The following is a 14,435-nucleotide window of genomic DNA, read 5'->3' as shown; positions in this document are numbered from 1 at the left end:
CAGGATCAAACTCTCCATGAATGTTTACCCGTAATCGGGTGCACACGCACTTAGAGCGGGACAGTCATGTCGGAATAAGACCGACCGTCCACTGCGTCCTCGCTGTGTAATTGCCTGCAAGTGTCAGAGCCGAAGCTGCGACCTCACAGGTCTTTTTTCAAAGGAACCTCATCCACCGAAATGGACGGGGTATCAACTTTTTGGCGTTGATTTTTGGCACGCTGTTGAGTTCTCAAGGAACGGACGCTTCCTTTGTACTCACCCTCAGTAACAATTACTGGGGCTTTCCTCCGGGCGCTTCGTTTCGTTCTGTTCTTGCGTTTCAGACTCTATCAGAGTCCGTCTCGCTTGTTTTCCGCCTTCAAGGTCATTCGCTTTCGCGCTTTTCCCTTTCCGGCGAGTCCGACTCTATCAGTCCTTTTCCTTCTCTCTGACCACTCTCCGTTTTGCCGAATAGGCATGCGGAAAGAAGGAGAGATCAAGATCAGAACAAGAGAGAGGAGGAGTCCCGTCCATCAGCCGTTCGCGAAATGTTCACGCGGGGCTTCCTGGCGGGAGTCACGACAGTACAGGTCGGCCAGGGCCCAGGCAAATCGATTCAGGCGTATGGTCTAGTCCACCGGTCTAGTCCACTAGTCTCCGTGCCGAAGGACCAGTCCGGTTCGGGACCAACATCGGGCGAACCCGAACATCTTGTGACTTATCCTTCTGGAGAGTACGCCGTTCGCGACAGGTAGTGACGGCGACACGACGAAGCCCCACCCCTGGGAGGCCCCCATGACCAGCGTGACGTCCCCACTTGCCGGGACCGCCATCGGACTCGCGGCAGTGCCCGATCCGGTGTTCTCCGGCGCGATGGTGGGTCCGGGTACCGCCATTGATCCCGTGCGCGAGCCTTCGGCGGCGGTGTCGCCCGTAGACGGTGTGGTGGTCTCCCTGCACCCGCACGCGTATGTCGTCGTCGACAGCGAGGGCCACGGTGTCCTCACGCACCTGGGCATCGACACCGTTCAGCTCAACGGCGAGGGCTTCGAGCTGCTCGTCAACAAGGGCGACACCGTGACCCGTGGCCAGGAGGTCATTCGCTGGGACCCCGCGGCCGTCGAGGCTGCCGGCAAGTCCCCCATCTGCCCCGTCGTGGCGCTGGAAGCGACTGCCGACTCCCTCACTGGTGTCGTCGAGGCCGGAGACATGAAGGCCGGAGACGTTCTCTTCGGCTGGCAGTGACGTATCCGCCTGCTCGGGCGAACCGGACATCCAACGCGGCGGGTGGACCCGCCGCTCAATCGGAGACAGGTGAAATGGAGACAACGCTGCGAGGCGTCGGCGTGAGCCACGGTGTGGCGATCGGCGAGGTTCGGCACATGGGCACGGCGGTTCTCGAACCGCCGGCGAGGCAGATCACCGCGGACGAGGCGGAGCGCGAGCAGGGGCGCGCCCGTCAGGCCGTGGAAGCTGTCTCGGCCGACCTGATCGCCCGGGGCCAGCTGGCCGGTGGCGAGGCCCAGCACGTGCTCGAGGCCCAGGCGATGATCGCCACGGACCCCGAGCTCATGGCGGACGTCGACCGGCGCATCGCCGTCGGCAGCACCGCCGAGCGCGGTGTGTACGACGCGTTCGCCGCCTACCGTGACCTGCTCGCCGGTGCCGGTGAGTACATGGCCGGCCGCGTGGCCGACCTGGACGACGTGCGCAACCGCATCGTCGCGCGCCTGCTCGGCGTGCCGATGCCGGGTGTGCCCGACAGCGACGAGCCGTACGTGCTGATCGCGCGGGACCTGGCTCCCGCCGACACCGCTCTGCTCGACCCGGCGCTGGTCCTCGGTTTCGTGACCGAGGAAGGCGGCCCGACCAGCCACAGCGCGATCCTCGCGCGGGCGCTGGGCGTGCCGGCCATCGTCGCGCTGCCGGGTGCGGGCGAGATCGCCGAGGGCACGGTCATCGCCGTCGACGGCAGCACCGGCGACCTGTTCGTGGAGCCGAGTGCGGCGAAGCGGGCCGAGCTGGAGGCCGCGGCCGCCGAGCGCAAGGCCGCTCTCACCGCGTCTTCCGGTCCGGGCGCCACGTCCGACGGCCACAAGGTGCCGCTGCTCGCCAACATCGGCGGTCCGGCTGACGTGCCGGCGGCCGTCGATGCCGGGGCCGAGGGTGTGGGCCTGTTCCGCACCGAGTTCCTCTTCCTGGACGACAGCAAGCACGCGCCGACCGAGGAGAAGCAGGTCGAGTCGTACCGCAAGGTCCTCGAAGCCTTCCCCGAGGGCCGTGTCGTCGTACGCGTCCTGGATGCCGGCGCCGACAAGCCGCTGGACTTCCTGACCCCGGCCGACGAGCCGAACCCGGCTCTGGGTGTCCGGGGCCTGCGTTCGCTGCTCGACCACCCGGACGTGCTGCGCACGCAGCTCACCGCGCTGGCCAAGGCCGCCGAGGGGCTGCCGGTCTACCTCGAGGTCATGGCCCCGATGGTGGCCGACCGCATCGACGCCAAGGCGTTCGCGGACGCGTGCCGCGAGGCCGGTCTGAAGGCGAAGTTCGGTGCCATGGTGGAGATCCCCTCCGCCGCGCTGCGGGCGCGCTCGATCCTCCAGGAGGTCGAGTTCCTCTCGCTGGGCACCAACGACCTGGCCCAGTACGCCTTCGCCGCCGACCGTCAGGTCGGTGCCGTATCGCGGCTGCAGGACCCGTGGCAGCCCGCGCTGCTCGACCTGATCGCCATGTCGGCCGAGGCCGCCAAGGCCGAGGGCAAGAGCTGCGGCGTCTGTGGCGAGGCCGCCTCCGACCCGCTGCTGGCCTGTGTGCTGACGGGTCTGGGTGTCACCTCCCTTTCCATGGGTGCCGCTTCGATTCCCTACGTGCGGGCGACGCTGGCCAAGTACTCCCTCGCGCAGTGCGAGCGTGCGGCTGCCGCCGCGCGCGCCGCGGACAGCGCCGAGGAGGCCCGCGTGGCCGCCCAGGCAGTGCTTTCGGGCGAGTAGCCGGACAGCAGTACCGCGTTCGAGGGGCCTTCGCCGGTGGCGAGGGCCCCTCGGCCGTTTATAGGGGGCCTGACGCCCGGCTCAGTGGTGCGGGCCCGGTTCGTCCACCTCGTAGCCGGGGCAGTACTCGACGCCGGGCTCGGGCCCCACGGGCTCGCCGGTGTCTGCGTCGGTGCAGTAGGCGTTGAAGACCGCCGCCGCCGAGAGGGGTACCAGGCGGCCCCGGTCGAGGCGCCAGCCGTGGACGCGGTCGCGGTCCCCTTCGGTGGTGCTGCGCAGGACCAGTCCCCCGGGTCCGCCGAGGGCCAGGCCCGCGGCGAGGACGGTCACGAAGTCGAGGCCGTCCCGGCCGTCCACCCGGGGCCGGCCGCCGGGTCCGGTGTCGGCGTGCAGGACCGCGACGAGCTGTTCCTCCGGCGCCGGGACGCTGCACACCAGGTGGTGGTGGCCCGGACCGGCCCGGTCCACGAGGTACCGGAGCGCCTCGGCGGCGCGCTCGAAGGAGGCGGTCCCGATGTCCTCCCCGCAGTCGGCGCAGCGGCCCACTTCGGCCAGCAGGGTGCTCGCGTACTCCCAGGTGGCCTGCCGGACGGCCGCGTCCACGAGGAGCGGGACCAGTTCGTCGACGGACTGGCCGGCATAGGGGAGGCCGCCGGTGGCGCCGCCCAGTGCGGCGGTGAACCGGGTGCGGGCCCCGGGGGTGTCGGGGTCCAGTCCGCGGTCCGCGCAGTAGTCGGCGTACTCCACGGCGTCGAAGAGGGCGACCGTGGTGTGGATGCCCTGGGCCGCGAGGGAGCGGAGCAGCCGGTCCACGTGGTCCAGGTAGTCGCGGTGGTCGTCGAAGGCGAAGCTGCGGTACCCGCGCATGGCCGCGAAGTCCCCGGGGTCGGCCAGGAGGCCGACCGTGCTGGGGACTTCGCGGCGCAGGGTGCGGCGCCGGCCGGTGCGGGCGGGACGGCCCGTGGTGGTGCGGGTCCCGGTGTCGTTCGAGCGTGGCATGGTTCCCCCTGAGTGGCGCGATCGCTTGCTCACTCAGAGTAATCACCGCCACTGACAGTGGCCGTCCGGTCAGCCGCGGGTGCGCGCGAGCTCCTCGTAGAAGTGGAGGAGGTCGAGGTTGTCCACCGAGCCGGGGTTGACCGCCTTGGCCATGGGGGCGCCCTGGAGGAGGCGCTTGACCGGGACCTCGATGCGCTTGCCGGTGAGGGTGTGGGGGATGCCCGGGACCTCGATGATCTCGTCGGGGACGTGGCGCGGGGAGAGCTCCTCGCGGATCGTGGCCTTGATCCGCGAGCGGAGGGCCTCGTCGAGGACGGCGCCGGGCGCGAGGTGGACGAAGAGCGGCATCCAGTACCCGCCGTTCGGCTCCTCCAGACCGATGACCAGTGATTCCTTGATCTCGGGGAGTCGCTCGACGGCCTCGTAGATGTCCGCGGAGCCCATCCGCACGCCCTGGCGGTTCAGGGTGGAGTCGGAGCGGCCGTGGATGACGACGGAGCCGTGGTCGGTGATCGTGATCCAGTCCCCGTGGCGCCAGACGCCGGGGAACATCTCGAAGTAGCTGTCGCGGTAGCGGCTGCCGTCGGGGTCGTTCCAGAAGCGGATCGGCATGGACGGCATGGGGTTGGTGACGACGAGCTCGCCGACCTCGCCCGTGACGGGCTTGCCGGAGGGGTCCCAGGCCTGGAGGTCCGTGCCCAGGCAGGCGGCCTGGAGCTCGCCGATGTGGACCGGGAGGGTGGGGACGGCGCCGGCGAAGCAGCTGCAGACGTCGGTGCCGCCGCTGACCGAGGCGATCCAGAGGTCCTCGGCCACCTCGTCGTGGAGCCAGCGGAAGCCGTCGGGCGGCAGCGGGGACCCGGTGGTGGCCACGCACTTCACGGCGGAGAGGTCGAAGTCGCGGGAGGGGTGGACCTCCGCCTTGCGGCAGGCCATCACGTAGGCGGCGGAGGTCCCGTAGAGGGTGGCCTTCGTCCGCTCCGCGATGCGCCATTGGGCGCCGGTGTCGGGGAAGCCGGGGCTGCCGTCGTAGAGGACGACGGTGGTTCCGGTGAGCAGGCCGGAGACGAGGAAGTTCCACATCATCCAGCCGGTGGAGGTGTACCAGAAGAAGCGGTCCTCGGGGCCCAGGTCGCAGTGCAGGCCGAGCTGCTTGAGGTGTTCGAGGAGGATGCCGCCCTGCGACTGGACGATGGCCTTGGGCAGGCCCGTGGTGCCGGAGGAGTAGAGGACCCAGAGCGGGTGGTCGAAGGGGACCGGCTCGAAGACCGGCTCGGTCTCCCCGGAGGTGAGCGCCGACCAGTCGAGGGCGCCCGCGGGGGCCGGCGTACCGAGGAGCGGGATGTGGACGACGGCGCGCAGCGAGGGGAGCTCGGCGCGCAGTTCGGCGACGGTGTCTCGGCGGTCGTGCTCCTTGCCGCCGTAGCGGTAGCCGTCGACGGTGAAGAGGACCACCGGCTCCACCTGCTGGAAGCGGTCCAGGACGCTGCGCGCGCCGAAATCGGGGGCGCAGGAGGTCCAGACGCCGCCGACGGCGGCGGTGGCGAGGAGCGCGGTGACGGCTTCGGGGATGTTGGGGAGGTAGCCGCTGACCCGGTCGCCGGGGCGGACGCCCAGGGCGCGCAGTTCGGCGGCGAGCGAGCCGACCTGGCGGCGGAGCTCGGCCCAGGTGACGGGGGTGGGCTCGTGGGTCTCGTCCACGTGGAGCAGGGCGGCGTCGCCGGCGCGGGCCGGGTCCTCGGCGGCGCGCAGGGCGTGCTCGGCGTAGTTGAGGGTGGCGCCCCGGAACCAGACGGCGCCCGGCATGGAGCGGTCCGCGAGGACGGCCTCGTACGGGGTGGTGAAGCGGACGTCGAACCACTCGGCGACGGCCTGCCAGAAGCTGTCCAGCGCGTCGACGGACCAGCTGTGCAGGGCCGGGTAGCCGCCGTCCGCGGGGGCGCCGTGGTGTTCGGCGGCCCAGGCCTGGAAGGCGGTGATCCGGGCCGCGGCGATCCGGTCGGGGCCCGGGGACCAGAGGGGCTCGGAGGAGGTGGCTGCTGCGGTCATGCGTCGGCTCCCGGTCACGTCTGCGGTTCGCGCCTCGTGGGCGTGGCGTGGTCTGGCGTGTGGTGTGGCAGGTGGTGTTCGTACGGTGCCACCGCGCACGGGGTGTGCGCACGGGGGCTCACAGGGACGATGCCATGTGATCGACATCCGCACCAGAGTCGTCATCGCCGGTCGGCTGTGATCCTTTTGCGGGTGAACGGCAGTTGAACGGCGCCTTCTGGGCCGGGTGGCGGTGGCAGGGTGGGCGCCATGGACGGTCGTGGGCTGGTGCGTGCGGTGAAGGACCTCGGCGGCGAGCGGGGGCGGCGCGCGTGGCGCTCCGCGTGGCGCAACCGGCGGGTGGACGCGGCGGGGCTCGCGCCCCGGGGCGCGGAGCGGGCGCGGGTGCCGGGTCTGCTGACCGGTACGGAGGCCCGGCCGGGCGGCGGGGTGCTGCGGTTCACCCGTTCGGAGCTGCTGGTGCGGGTCACCGTGGGCGGGGCGGTGTTCTGGGGCTGGGACGGTGCCGCGCCGACGCCCTCGTACGCGGTGGTCGCCGCCGGGCCGGAGCCTGATCCGCGCGCCGAGCTGGAGCCGGACACCGACGGCGGCTGGCGGGTGGTGTCGGAGCGGGTGACGGTGGCGGTGTCCCGGCACGGGGCGGTGGAGGTGCGCACCCCCGGCGGGGCGGTGCTGCGGCGGGATCTGCCGCCGCGGTGGTGGGACCCGGTGGGGGTGCGCTCCCCCGGGTCCGAGGGGGATGCGGCCGGGCCGGTGGGCGAGGTGGCCGGGCCGGTGGGCGAGGTGGCCGGTGGGGGTGCGCGGTGGCTGTTGCGGAGTGAAGTGGCGGCGGACGCGCGGGTGTTCGGGCTGGGCGGGCGGGCGGTGGGGCCGCGGTTGCGGGACGGGAGCTACCGGCTGTGGAACACCGACCCCAAGGGCGGCTTCGGGTCCGGGTCCGGCGAGGAGCCCCTGTACATCACGATGCCGGTGCAGTTGGTGGTGGCCGACGCGGGCACGCACCTGGTGTTCCACGACAACTCCTGGGACGGGCGGGTGGTGTTGCGGGAGGGCGAGGAGGGCGCGGGCTCGGGGGCGGACCGGCCCGGCTCCTGCGAACTGCGCATGGAGGGCGGCCCGTTGCGGTGCTGGGTGCTGGTGGGGCCGCCCGGGCGGGTGCTGCAGGGCTGGTCCGGGCTGACGGGCGGGGCGGCCGTGCCGCCGGAGTGGGCGCTCGGGTACCAGCACGCGCGGTGGGGGTTCGGGAGCGCGGCGGAGGTGCGCCGGATCGTGGCGGGGTACGCCGGGCACGGGCTGCCGCTGTCGGCGGTCCATCTGGACATCGACCACTACGACGGCCACCGGGTCTTCACCGTGGACCGCGAGCGGTTCCCCGATCTGCCCGGGCTGGCAAAGGAGTTGGCGGAGGGTGGCGTCAGGCTGGTGTCCATCGTCGACCCCGCGGTGAAGGCGGGCGACCCGGTGCACGCCGCGGGGCTCGCGGTCGGCGCGCACGGGGCCTTCGTACGGGACGGGGCGGGCAGGGAGGTCCGGGGCGAGGTGTGGCCGGGCGAGTGCGCGTACCCGGACTTCACGGATCCGGCGGTGCGGCGCTGGTGGGGCGGGCTGTACGAGGAGCGGCTCGCGCAGGGCTTCGCCGGGGTCTGGCACGACATGAACGAGCCGGTCTCCTTCGCCCCGTTCGGGGAGCGGACGCTCCCCCGGTCGGCGCGGCACTCCCTGGAGGGGGCCGGCGGGGACCACCGGGAGGCGCACAACGTGTACGCCCTCGCGATGGCGCGCGCGGGCTGGGAGGGACTCGTGCGGCTGCGCCCGGACGAGCGGCCGTTCCTCTTCTCCCGGTCGGGGTGGGCGGGGATGCAGCGGTACGGGGGCACGTGGTCCGGTGACGTGGAGAGCAGCTGGGACGGGCTGCGGGCCTCGCTGGCCCTGGTGCTGGGCCTCGGGCTGTGCGGGGTGCCGTACTCGGGGCCGGACGTCGGGGGCTTCTGGGGTTCGCCCTCGCCGGAGTTGTACCTGCGGTGGCTGCAACTGGGTGCCTACCTGCCGCTGTTCCGGACGCATTCGGCGATCTGGGCCGGCCGTCGGGAGCCGTGGGAGTTCGGGGAGGAGACCACCCGGGCCGCGCGGGCCGTCCTGGCGGAACGGGAGCGGCTGCGCCCGTATTTCGTGACGCTGGCCCATCTGGCGCGGCGGACCGGGGCCCCGTACGTGCGGCCGCTGTGGTGGGGGGCGCCGGAGGACCGGGCGCTACGGGACTGCGAGGACGCGTTCCTGCTCGGTGACGCCCTGCTGGTGGCTCCGGTGCTGGAGTGCGGGTCGGACCGGCGGGCGGTGCGGTTGCCGCGCGGGCGGTGGTACGACACGGCGACGGGGCGGGCGTACGAGGGGCCGGGCCAGATCCTGCTGGACGCCCCGGCCGACCGGATCCCGGTGCTGGCACGGGCTGGTTCGCTGCTGCCGGTGCGGGCGGCCGACGGGTCGGTGGCCCTGGAGGCGTGGGCTCCGGCGCGGGGCCGCACGGGTGGCGGGGTGGTGGTCCGGGACCCGGGGCCGGGCTTCGAGCCGGGCGAGGTGGAACGGTACGTGGTGCGGTGGGCCGGGGACGCGGTGGTGGTGGAGGACGAGGCCGGGGCGCGGGTGGACGGGGTGGTGCTGCGGGGGCTCTAGGGCGGGGCGTCGGTTGCTGCCGCCCGGAGGGCCGGTCCGCCGGGGGTGGGCGCTCGGAGGCGCCGGTCCCGGCGGACCGGTCAGGTCAGCCGTCGATGCGGTGCGTGGTCCAGAAGGAGGTCAGGTCCGTGGTCGTGGCGGCCTGGGCGGCCGCCTTGAACTCGGCCGTGGTCGAGACTCCGTACCAGTGCGAAGTGGCGTAGTCCTTCAGCAGTTTGGCCATGGCGGTGTCGCCGAGGACCCTGCGCAGGTCGTGCAGGGCGCACTTGCCGTAGCCGTAGATGACGGTGGAGTAGCGGGAGGAGTGGGTGTCCCAGTAGGCCATCGAGTTGCTGATCTTCTCGGCCGAGGAGGCCCAGGAGACGCTGTTCCAGCAGCTCGCGCCGGTCTTGTTCTGTGCGAGGTCGGTGGCGTAGTCGGTGAAGGCCTCGTCCAGCCAGGGGTTGGTGTACTCGTCGTCGCCGACGATGCCGTACCACCACTGGTGGGCGATCTCGTGGGTGAGCGCGGTGGTGCTGACCAGGTCGAGGACGAACCCGGGGTACTCCATGCCGCCGAACCAGAAGTTGTTGTCGATCACCGCGTCCAGTTCGCCGTACGGGTAGGCCCCGAACCGGGCGGAGTGGGCGTCCACGGCGGACTTGGCGGTGGTGAGCATCGACTGGGAGTCCGAGGCGCTGATGCCGGAGACGGAGTAGACGTTGACCGGGGTTCCGGCGGGGGAGGTGCCGGAGATCTTGCTGAACGGGCCGGCCGCCCAGGCGAAGTCGCGCACCTTGGAGGCGGTGGCGGTGGTCACCGTGCGGCCGCTGGTGCCCGGGGTGTCCACCGATGCGCCCGTGGCCGGTACGAGCAGGCTGCTCGGGTGGTCGAGGGCGACGCTGAAGTCGGAGGCGAGGGAGTAGAAGGACTCGCCGTTGTTCGTGTACGGGTCCAGGTGCCAGCCGGCCCCGTCGCGGACCGCGAGCACGGGCAGGGCGTTGCCGATGAAGCTGAAGGCCCCGTCGTAGCCGAAGCGGTCGGCGCCGCTGGGCACGGTGATGCCGAGGTCGAAGCCGATCGTGGCGCTCTGGCCCTGGGTCAGCGGCGCCGGGAGGTCGATCTTGAGTGCGGTGCAGTTGACGGACAGGGCGCCCGCCGTGCCGCCGGTGACGTTGCTGACCACGATGGGCATCGCGGCGCACGTCCCGTGGTAGTTGTCCCACAGCCTCAGGTACACCTCGGCGAGCGGGGTGGCGGAGGCGTTGGTGAAGTTCGCGCTCTGGTGGCCGGTCCAGACGGTGCCGGCCGCGTTGCTGCTCAGGCTGACCGTGTAGGCGGGAGCCGCCGGGGTGCGGGTGGAGTCCCCGGGCGGGGTGGTGCCGCCGGAGGTGTTCAGGGCGATGTCGTCGAGGACGAAGTTGGTCTTGAGGCTGGAGTCCTCGGTGCCGGTGAAGGCGAGGCTCACGGTCTGGCCGGCGAACGCGGAGACGTCGAAGATCTTCTGGACGTAGCCGGTGTTCTTGTCGAGGTTCGAGTACGTCGCCAGCGTGGTCGTGCCGATCTTCGCCGTCAGCTTGTCGTACTTGGTCGACGTCGTGGTCTCGGTGGTGTCGACGTGCAGCCAGAAGGTGAGGCTCGCGCTGCTGCACCCCGAGGGGATCGTGACGCTCTGGGAGAGCGTGTCGGTGTGGGTGCTGCCGACGCCGTTCAGCCAGGCGAAGTACGTACCGCCGTGGGCGCTCTGGCCGGTGCGGTTGGTGATGAGGCCGGTCTGCGACTGGGTCCAGGGCGAGGTACCGCTTTCGAGGCCGCCGTTGGCGACCACCTGGGCGGGGGTGCAGGCGGCGGGCGCCGCTGCCGCCGAGGTGGCGGGCAGGGCGGTGGCGACCAGCGCGGCGATGGCGAACGCACTCGCCGCGAGGGCCTTGTGGGGGGTGGCTCTCACGCGAAACTCCTTTGAGGCGGCCGGGATTCCGGCCTGCTCGGTGGCTGCCCTGCCGGCCTGGGTGCGCCGGGGCAGCCGCGGGGGTGACGGCTGCCGGGAAGCCTGGCAGATTTGACCGGAGCATGCCATCAGAGGCAGGTAAAGGGTTCGTTCTCCGAACGGTGAGGTCCTGTGGCCGGTACGGCTCAGCGGTACCGGCCCGCGAACCAGGCCCCGGCCACCGTCGTGTGCAGGGGGAACGCCAACTGCTCCGGACCGCGCAGGACGTGCCAGCCCGTCGTCTCGTCGGTCGGCGCCGAGACCGGAAGGGAGGAGGCCGGACGGACGGGCAGGAGACCGAAGACGAGCAGGTGGCCGGCCGGGGAGCTGAGGGTGTCGGCGAGGGCGACCTCGGAGGCCGGGGCGTGGATGCCGGTCTCCTCGCGGAGTTCGCGGACGACGGACTCGCGCCAGTCCTCGCCGAAGTCCATGAACCCGCCGGGCAGGGCGATGCCGCCGAGGGCGGGCTCGATGGTGCGGGTGATGACGACCAGGCCGGTGCCGAGCTCGTCCTCGACGGGGAGCAGGGCGACGGCGACCGGGAGCGGGTTGCGGTAGGCGACCGCTCCGCACGCGGGGCAGGCACGGGGCCAGTCGGCCGTATCGAACAGGGCTCCACAGGCGGAGCAGTGCGAGTCCTTCAGGTGCGCCGGCATGCGGCGATGGTATTCCAAGGGGCATGCGGATGGCGGTCGTTGCGGGACGGATGGGCGCGCTGGGTGCGCTGGGCGTACTGGGACTGCTGGCGGCCGTGGCCGCGGCGGGGGCGGAGGCTGCGCCGAGGGCGGGCACCGTGGCTGCGCCGAGGGCGGGGGCGGTGGCCGCGCCGAGGGCGGTCGGCGGTCCTGCCGCGGGACCCGGGGCCGTGGCCGCGCCGCGGGCCACTCCCGTCGAGCGGTCCGCGGCGCCCGCGGGGTTCGCCGCGCTGGCCGAGGTGGACGCGAGCATCGGGCAGGAGATGCGGTACGCCACGCCGCGCAATTTCACCGGCGCGGTGGTGGACGGCTACGAAGAGCCCGTCTGCCTGCTCGCCCGGCCCGCCGCCGAGGCGCTGCGGCGGGCGCAGCGCGAGGTGCTGCGCCGCGGGTACTCGCTGCTGGTGTACGACTGCTACCGGCCGCAGCGAGCCGTCGACCGGTTCGTGCGGTGGGCCGGGGACGGGGCGGACCAGCGGACGAAGGCGGAGTTCTATCCGGAGGTGGCCAAGGACCGGCTGATCCCCGAGGGCTACATCGCCGAGAGGTCCGGGCACAGCCGTGGCAGCACCGTCGACGTGACCTTGACGCAGCTCGGGCGGGGGCCCCTCGACATGGGGACGCCGTTCGACTTCTTCGATCCGCTCGCGCACACCGGCAGCCCGCGGGTGACGGGGCCGGCCCGTGAGCACCGGGACCTCCTCGGGCGGGTGCTCGGCCGGCAGGGGTTCGTGAACCTGCCGCAGGAGTGGTGGCACTTCACGTACGCACCGGAGGCGTTCCCGGAGACGTACTTCGATTTTCCGGTCTCTGTCGCCTCCGTGCACCGCTGAGTACCGTGCCCGCATGACATTCGGTTCGTACGAGGAGTTCTGGCCCTACTACGTCGCCATGCACTCCCGCGCCGCCACCCGCTGGATCCATCTCACCGGCACCCTCTCGGGCCTCGCCCTCACCCTCTACGGGCTGGCCCGCGGCCGGAAGCGGTACCTCGCCGCGCTGCCCGTGATCGGGTACGGGACGGCGTGGCCGGCGCACTTCCTGATCGAGCGGAACAACCCGGCCAGCTTCGGCAATCCGGGGTGGTCGCTGCGCGGGGACGCGCAGATGATCCGGATGATGCTGGCCGGGCGGGACGCGGAGCTCGGCGAGATCGCTCGGAAGTGGCTCGCCGAGAACCCGTGTGAGGAGTGCGGTCCCGGGGGTGCGCTCCCGCTCGTTCCCTGACAGACTTCTGACGGTTCGTCAGATGTCGGTTTCGGGAGGGGTCTTGGAACGCACACGCACGGAGCGCACACGCACACCCGTGGTCGACGGGTGGTTCACCGGGGACGACGCGGACGGCGGGTTCCGTCTGCTCGGCACCCGGTGCTCCGCCTGCGCCGCCGTGTTCTTCCCGCGCGAGGACGCGTACTGCCGCAATCCGCACTGCCCGGGCGGCGGCGAGCTCGCCGAGACCCCGCTGTCCCCGCGCGGCCGGGTCTGGTCCTACACCGACGGGCGGTACCGGCCGCCCGCGCCGTACGTGTCCGACCCGGACGCGCCCTGGACCCCGTACACCCTGGTCGCGGTGGAGCTGGAGGCCGAGGGGATGGTCGTGCTCGGGCAGACGGTGCCCGGGGTGGGCGTCGGCGACCTGGCGGTCGGGATGGAGGTCGAGGTGGTCGGCGGCGTGCTGAACGAGGATGCCGACGGCACCGCCTGGACCACCTGGCGGTTCCGGCCCGTGGGGGTGGAGCTGTGAGCGCCGACATCGCCGTCCTCGGGGCCGGCATGCACCCGTGGGGCAAGTGGGGCCGCAGCTTCGTCGAGTACGGGCGGGCCGCCGCGCGGGCCGCGCTCGCCGACGCCGGGCTGGACTGGACCGACGTGCAGTCCATCGTGGGGGCCGACACCGTGCGGTCGGGCTACCCCGGCTACGTGGCCGGAGCCACCTTCGCGCAGGCCCTGGGCTGGCAGGGCGCCCGGGTGACCAGCGTGTACGCGGCCTGCGCGTCCGGCGCCCAGGCCATCGGCGCGGCCCGGGCGCAGATCCTGGCCGGGCTCGCCGACGTGGTGCTCGTGGTCGGGGCGGACGCCGCCCCGAAGGGGTTCTTCGCACCCGCGGGCGGGGACCGGCCGGACGACCCGGACTGGCTGCGCTTCCGGGTCCTGGGCGCCACGAACCCGGCCTACTTCGCGCTGTACGCCCGCCGCCGCATGGCCCTCTACGGGGACACCGGTGAGGACTTCGCGCAGGTCAAGGTGAAGAACGCGGCGGCCGGGCTGCTGAACCCGAACGCCCGGTACCGCAAGGCCGTGACGGCCGAGGAGGTGGCCGCCTCGGCGATCGTCGCCGATCCGCTGCGGCTCCTCGACATCTGCGCCACCTCCGACGGGGGCGCGGCGCTCGTGCTGAGCAGCATGGACTTCGCCCGCTCGCGGGGGGTCCCGGACCCGGTGCGGATCCGGGCCGTGTCCACGGTGACGCCCACGTATCCCCGTACCGTCCTCGACCTGCCGGACATCGCCACCGACTCGATGACGGCCGGGGTGGCGACCGCCGGCTCCTTCCGGGCCTCGATCGCGCGGGCCGCGTACGAGGAGGCGGGGCTCGGGCCGGACGAGCTCTCGCTCGCCGAGGTCTACGACCTGTCCACCGCGCTGGAGCTGGAGTGGTACGAGGACATCGGCCTGTGCGGGGAGGGCGAGGGGGCCAAGCTCGTGCGGGAGGGCGCGACCGCGCTCGGCGGCCGGATCCCCGTCAACACCAGTGGCGGACTGGCCTCGTTCGGGGAGGCGGTGCCGGCGCAGGCCATCGCCCAGGTGTGCGAGCTGACCTGGCAGCTCCGGGGCACGGCCGGGGAGCGGCAGGTGGCGGGGGCGCGGGCCGGAATCACCGCGAACCAGGGGCTGTTCGGGCACGGATCGGCGGTCGTCGCCGTGCGGTAGCGCGGCTGCGGCCGGAAGGGGCTGCCGGGGCGCGGCGTCCGGTGCGGTGCACCTCAAGGCGGAGGAGCACGGCTCGTACCGGACGCACCTCGGTCTGCGCGGTCTGAGTATCACGCGCACGGGGACTGAGTAGGGGCACCGTGGTACCGGGCG

Annotated in this window: 11 protein-coding genes; 7 read left to right on the top strand and 4 right to left on the bottom strand. The window is 72.4% G+C overall.

Annotation, left to right across the window (positions count from 1 at the left end; translation table 11 throughout):
- The first annotated feature begins 777 nt into the window (after nucleotides 1-777).
- Both ACFWNV_RS27990 and ptsP read left to right on the top strand, forming a co-directional pair.
- On the top strand, nucleotides 778-1,227 hold the full coding sequence (locus ACFWNV_RS27990; protein ID WP_383952353.1) for a PTS glucose transporter subunit IIA: 450 nt from the start codon (nucleotides 778-780) through the stop codon (nucleotides 1,225-1,227).
- Between the two features lie 74 nt (nucleotides 1,228-1,301).
- On the top strand, nucleotides 1,302-2,972 hold the full coding sequence (gene ptsP, locus ACFWNV_RS27985; RefSeq protein WP_383952351.1) for a phosphoenolpyruvate--protein phosphotransferase: 1,671 nt from the start codon (nucleotides 1,302-1,304) through the stop codon (nucleotides 2,970-2,972).
- Between the two features lie 81 nt (nucleotides 2,973-3,053).
- Here the strand turns inward: ptsP and ACFWNV_RS27980 are convergent, their stop codons facing one another.
- Nucleotides 3,054-3,971, bottom strand: coding sequence for a hypothetical protein (locus ACFWNV_RS27980; protein ID WP_383952349.1), 918 nt, complete (start codon nucleotides 3,969-3,971; stop codon nucleotides 3,054-3,056).
- A gap of 69 nt (nucleotides 3,972-4,040) precedes the next feature.
- The gene (locus ACFWNV_RS27975; protein WP_383952347.1) at nucleotides 4,041-6,020 is read right to left on the bottom strand and encodes an acetoacetate--CoA ligase; all 1,980 of its coding nucleotides are present in this window, start codon (nucleotides 6,018-6,020) and stop codon (nucleotides 4,041-4,043) included.
- Between the two features lie 249 nt (nucleotides 6,021-6,269).
- Between ACFWNV_RS27975 and ACFWNV_RS27970 the strand changes: the two genes are divergently transcribed.
- A complete protein-coding gene (locus ACFWNV_RS27970; protein WP_383952345.1) occupies nucleotides 6,270-8,690 on the top strand; it encodes a glycoside hydrolase family 31 protein in 2,421 nt (806 codons plus the stop codon).
- 85 nt (nucleotides 8,691-8,775) lie between these two features.
- Here the strand turns inward: ACFWNV_RS27970 and ACFWNV_RS27965 are convergent, their stop codons facing one another.
- Together ACFWNV_RS27965 and ACFWNV_RS27960 are read right to left on the bottom strand one after the other, a co-directional pair.
- Nucleotides 8,776-10,617: a M1 family aminopeptidase gene (locus ACFWNV_RS27965; protein ID WP_383952343.1), complete on the bottom strand. Its 1,842-nt coding sequence runs from the start codon at nucleotides 10,615-10,617 to the stop codon at nucleotides 8,776-8,778.
- 185 nt (nucleotides 10,618-10,802) lie between these two features.
- On the bottom strand, nucleotides 10,803-11,312 hold the full coding sequence (locus ACFWNV_RS27960) for an NUDIX domain-containing protein (RefSeq protein WP_383952341.1): 510 nt from the start codon (nucleotides 11,310-11,312) through the stop codon (nucleotides 10,803-10,805).
- A gap of 29 nt (nucleotides 11,313-11,341) precedes the next feature.
- On the opposite strand from ACFWNV_RS27960, the gene ACFWNV_RS27955 reads away from it, so the two are divergent.
- From ACFWNV_RS27955 to ACFWNV_RS27940, 4 genes are all read left to right on the top strand, one after another.
- Complete coding sequence (locus ACFWNV_RS27955; protein WP_383952339.1) at nucleotides 11,342-12,184, top strand: M15 family metallopeptidase; 843 nt, start codon at nucleotides 11,342-11,344, stop codon at nucleotides 12,182-12,184.
- Nucleotides 12,185-12,197: 13 nt separating this feature from the next.
- Nucleotides 12,198-12,578, top strand: coding sequence for an Mpo1-like protein (locus ACFWNV_RS27950; RefSeq protein ID WP_383952337.1), 381 nt, complete (start codon nucleotides 12,198-12,200; stop codon nucleotides 12,576-12,578).
- A gap of 79 nt (nucleotides 12,579-12,657) precedes the next feature.
- A complete protein-coding gene (locus ACFWNV_RS27945; protein ID WP_383952355.1) occupies nucleotides 12,658-13,095 on the top strand; it encodes a Zn-ribbon domain-containing OB-fold protein in 438 nt (145 codons plus the stop codon).
- Complete coding sequence (locus tag ACFWNV_RS27940; protein WP_383952335.1) at nucleotides 13,092-14,282, top strand: lipid-transfer protein; 1,191 nt, start codon at nucleotides 13,092-13,094, stop codon at nucleotides 14,280-14,282. The genes ACFWNV_RS27945 and ACFWNV_RS27940 overlap by 4 nt, the downstream gene beginning before the upstream one ends.
- Nucleotides 14,283-14,435 lie beyond the last annotated feature (153 nt).

It is taken from the genome of Streptomyces sp. NPDC058401, assembly GCF_042722885.1.
Lineage (GTDB): Bacteria > Actinomycetota > Actinomycetes > Streptomycetales > Streptomycetaceae > Streptomyces.
The sequence above is the reverse complement of the archived record's forward strand: the minus strand, read 5'-3'. Positions and strand labels throughout refer to the sequence as shown.